General features: G+C 77.3%; 3 protein-coding genes. 2 read left to right on the top strand and 1 reads right to left on the bottom strand.

Features of this window, described 5'->3' with window-relative positions; all coding sequences use genetic code 11:
* Positions 1 to 1,095 (bottom strand): L-2-hydroxyglutarate oxidase (gene lhgO / locus ACFWDO_RS21330; protein WP_380347168.1); only part of this gene is annotated, 1,095 nt, incomplete at its 3' end.
* Here lhgO and ACFWDO_RS21325 point away from each other — a divergent pair.
* Together ACFWDO_RS21325 and ACFWDO_RS21320 are read left to right on the top strand one after the other, a co-directional pair.
* Positions 1,094 to 1,663 carry a DUF4190 domain-containing protein gene (locus tag ACFWDO_RS21325; protein ID WP_380327018.1) on the top strand — a complete coding sequence of 190 codons (570 nt, stop codon included), beginning with the start codon at positions 1,094 to 1,096 and terminating at the stop codon, positions 1,661 to 1,663. The two genes, lhgO and ACFWDO_RS21325, sit on opposite strands and share 2 nt — an antisense overlap.
* Positions 1,664 to 1,827: 164 nt before the next feature.
* Entirely contained in the window at positions 1,828 to 2,922 is a 1,095-nt protein-coding gene (locus ACFWDO_RS21320) for a DUF4190 domain-containing protein (protein WP_380327021.1), read from the top strand.
* Positions 2,923 to 2,997: the final 75 nt, after the last annotated feature.

Below are 2,997 nucleotides of genomic sequence, written 5' to 3'. Positions count from 1 at the left end.
CCGGTAGCCCTCGCGCGCGAGGGCGAGGACGGCGTTGGGGCCGGCGTGCACGTCGCCGTGCACGCCGCGCGTGAGGTGCACGCCGAGGAAGGGGAAGCGCGAGTCGGGCACGGGGTAGACGAGGCCGCGCACGCGGTCGGCGGCGCCGTCGGCGAGGTCGAAGTACTCGCCGCGGAACGGCACGATGCGCGCGCCGGGGTCGACGCCGCACGCCAGGGCGAGGCGGTCGGCGTGCAGGCCGCCGCACACGACGAGGGCGTCGGCGACGTGCTCGTGCCGGTGGCGGGTGCGGACGGCGTCGACCTCGGCCCGCACCTGCGTGCCCACCACGGTGGCGCCGTGCAGGGCGCGGCCGAGCAGCACGGTGCCGCCCGCCGCGCGCACCTGGCCCGCGAGGACGGCGCAGACCTCGCGGTAGTCGACGACGCCGGTCGTCTCCACGCGCAGGGCGCCGACGCAGGCGATGTCGGGCTCGTGCTCGCGGGCCTCGACGGGGTCGAGCTCCCGGACGGGGACCCCGTTGGCGGCGCCGCGCTCGGCGAGGGCGCGCAGCCGGTCACGCTCGCCGGCGTCGGTGGCGACGACGAGCTTGCCGGTCGTGGCCACGGGGACGCCGTGCTCGGCGGCGAAGCGCGTCATGGAAGCGGCGCCGGCGACGCCGAGCCGGGCCTTGAGGCTGCCGGGCGCGTAGTAGAGGCCGGAGTGGACGACGCCGGAGTTGCGGCCGGTCTGGTGGCAGGCGAGCTCGTGCTCCTTCTCGAGCACGGTGACCTCGTCGCCGCGGCGGGCGAGGCGTGCCGCCGTCGCGAGCCCGATGATCCCGCCCCCGACGACGATGACGCGCACGTGCCCTCCCCGGTCCGGCGGACGGTGGCGGGCCAAGTCCCTGGCTCGGCCCGCCGGGTCCCAGCATGGCAGCCCGAGCGGCGCGTGAGGAGCGCCGACGGGGTGAACGCTGGGGTGAACGCCGGGGTGAACGACGGGCACGACCTGCCGCGACGTCCGGCGGAGGGACCCTCCCCTCCGGCATAGTGGGAGGAGCAGGACGCGGCCGGGGGCGCCCGTCGCGCGGCGTCGACGAGGAGGAACGGTCATGAGCCAGGACGACGGCAACCAGCCGGACCCGTACGCACCCCGGCCGGACCAGGCGGCCGACCCGGGCGCGACGCCGCGGCCCGACCCGTACCAGCAGCCGCCCGGCTACCCCCAGCCGGACGCCGGCCAGCAGCCGGGGGCGGGGGAGCAGCCGGGCGGGATGCCCGCGTACGGCGACCCGTCGCAGCAGTACGCGCAGCAGCCGTACGGCCAGGAGCCGCCGGGGCAGCAGCCGCCCGGGTACCCGCAGCAGCCGTACGCCCAGCCGTACGGGCAGCAGCCGTACGCGCCGTCGGCGGGCACGGACGGCTGGTCGATCGCGGCGCTGGTCACCGGCATCCTCGGCCTGGCGATCGTGCCGGTGGTGCTGGGCATCATCAGCCTCTCGCGCATCTCGCGCACGGGGCAGCAGGGCAAGGGGATGGCGATCGCCGGCATCGTGCTGGGCGCGGTCGGGATCGTCGCGTGGATCGTGTTCATCGTCTTCGCGGCCGTGTTCGTCTCGCAGTTCGACCCGGAGGACTTCCAGACGACGTTCGACTCGTCGGCGCTGCTGCTGGGGCGGTAGCCCTTAGGCGGTTGCGAAGGTCCTGCGTGGAGACCCGTCGGGGCTGCCGCCGGGGGTCGTCGGGTGGGTAGCATCGCGGGTCGGACGGCGCCCGGCGCGACGACGCACGACGGAGCGGGCACCGCCGTCCGGCACCGGCCGCCGCCGCACCGACCAGGAGGACCATGAGCCACCCGCGCGGGTACGACGCCCACGACACCCCGCCCACCCGTGCGATCCCGCCGCGCGAGGACGGCACCCAGGTCGTGCCGGCCGCGCCGCCCCCGCCGGACGGCGCCGGGACCCAGGTCCTCCCGCCGCAGGGCGCGGACCGGACGCAGGTCTTCGCGGCGCAGGGCCCTGACGCGACGCAGGCGCTGCCGCCGCAGGGCGCGGACCGGACGCAGGTCTTCGCGGCGCAGGGCGCCGACGCGACGCAGGCCCTGGCCCCGCAGGGTGGGGACCGGACGGAGGTGTTCGCGGCGCAGCCGGTCGAGCGGACGCAGGTGTTCGCCCCGCAGACGGCGGGCACGACCCCGCTGCCGGCGCCGCCGTTGCGGACAGCGTCGTCCCGGCCGGTGGGCTCGCTCCGGGCGCCCGTCGCCGCCCCGCAGGCGGCGGCCCCCGCTCCGGCACCTGCACCCGCTCCGGCACCTGCACCGGCTCCGGCGCAGCGCCCGGCGCCGTCGGCCGCGCCGCCGTCGCCGTGGGCCGCGGCCCCCGCTCCGGCCGCTCCCACCCCCGCGCCCGCGGGCCGGGCGCCGCAGCGCCGTGGCACGGAGCCGTCGGCCGTGGGGGCGCTGGTCACCGGGATCCTCGGGTTCGTGGTGCCGCTGCTGGGTGTCGTCGCGATCGTGCTGGGCGGCGTGGGCCTGGACCGCACGCGCCGACGCGGCACGGGCGGCCGCGGCATGGCGGCCACGGGCCTGACGTTCGGGTCGATCCAGGTGGTGTTCACGGCGATCGTCGTGATCGCGGGCGTGATGCTGTGGAACACCTACGGCGACGACGTCGAGCAGGCGCTGGCGCAGGCCGAGGACCTCACGCAGACCGACCTGTCCGTGCCGGACCTGCTGCTGGGCGGCCTGTCGAGCGGCATGTCCTTCGACGACCTCCGGGACCTCGCCGGCACCCTCGGCGACGCCGACCGCCTGCAGGAGCTGGGCGGCCAGTGCCAGGCGGGCGACCCCACCTCGTGCGAGGACCTGCTGGGCAGCCTCCCGGACGGCATCCGCGACCAGCTCCCCGCGGACCTGAGCGGCCGGCTCCCGGCGAACTGACCCACCCTTCGCACCGTCCCCTCTCTCGCCGAACAGGCGGTTGCGCACGTTCTGAACGCTCAGAACGTGCGCAAC

Source organism: Isoptericola sp. NPDC060185, from assembly GCF_042728595.1.
Classification (GTDB): Bacteria; Actinomycetota; Actinomycetes; order Actinomycetales; family Cellulomonadaceae; genus Isoptericola.
Note: the sequence above shows the minus strand (reverse complement) of the source record. Positions and strands in the feature narration are given on the sequence as shown.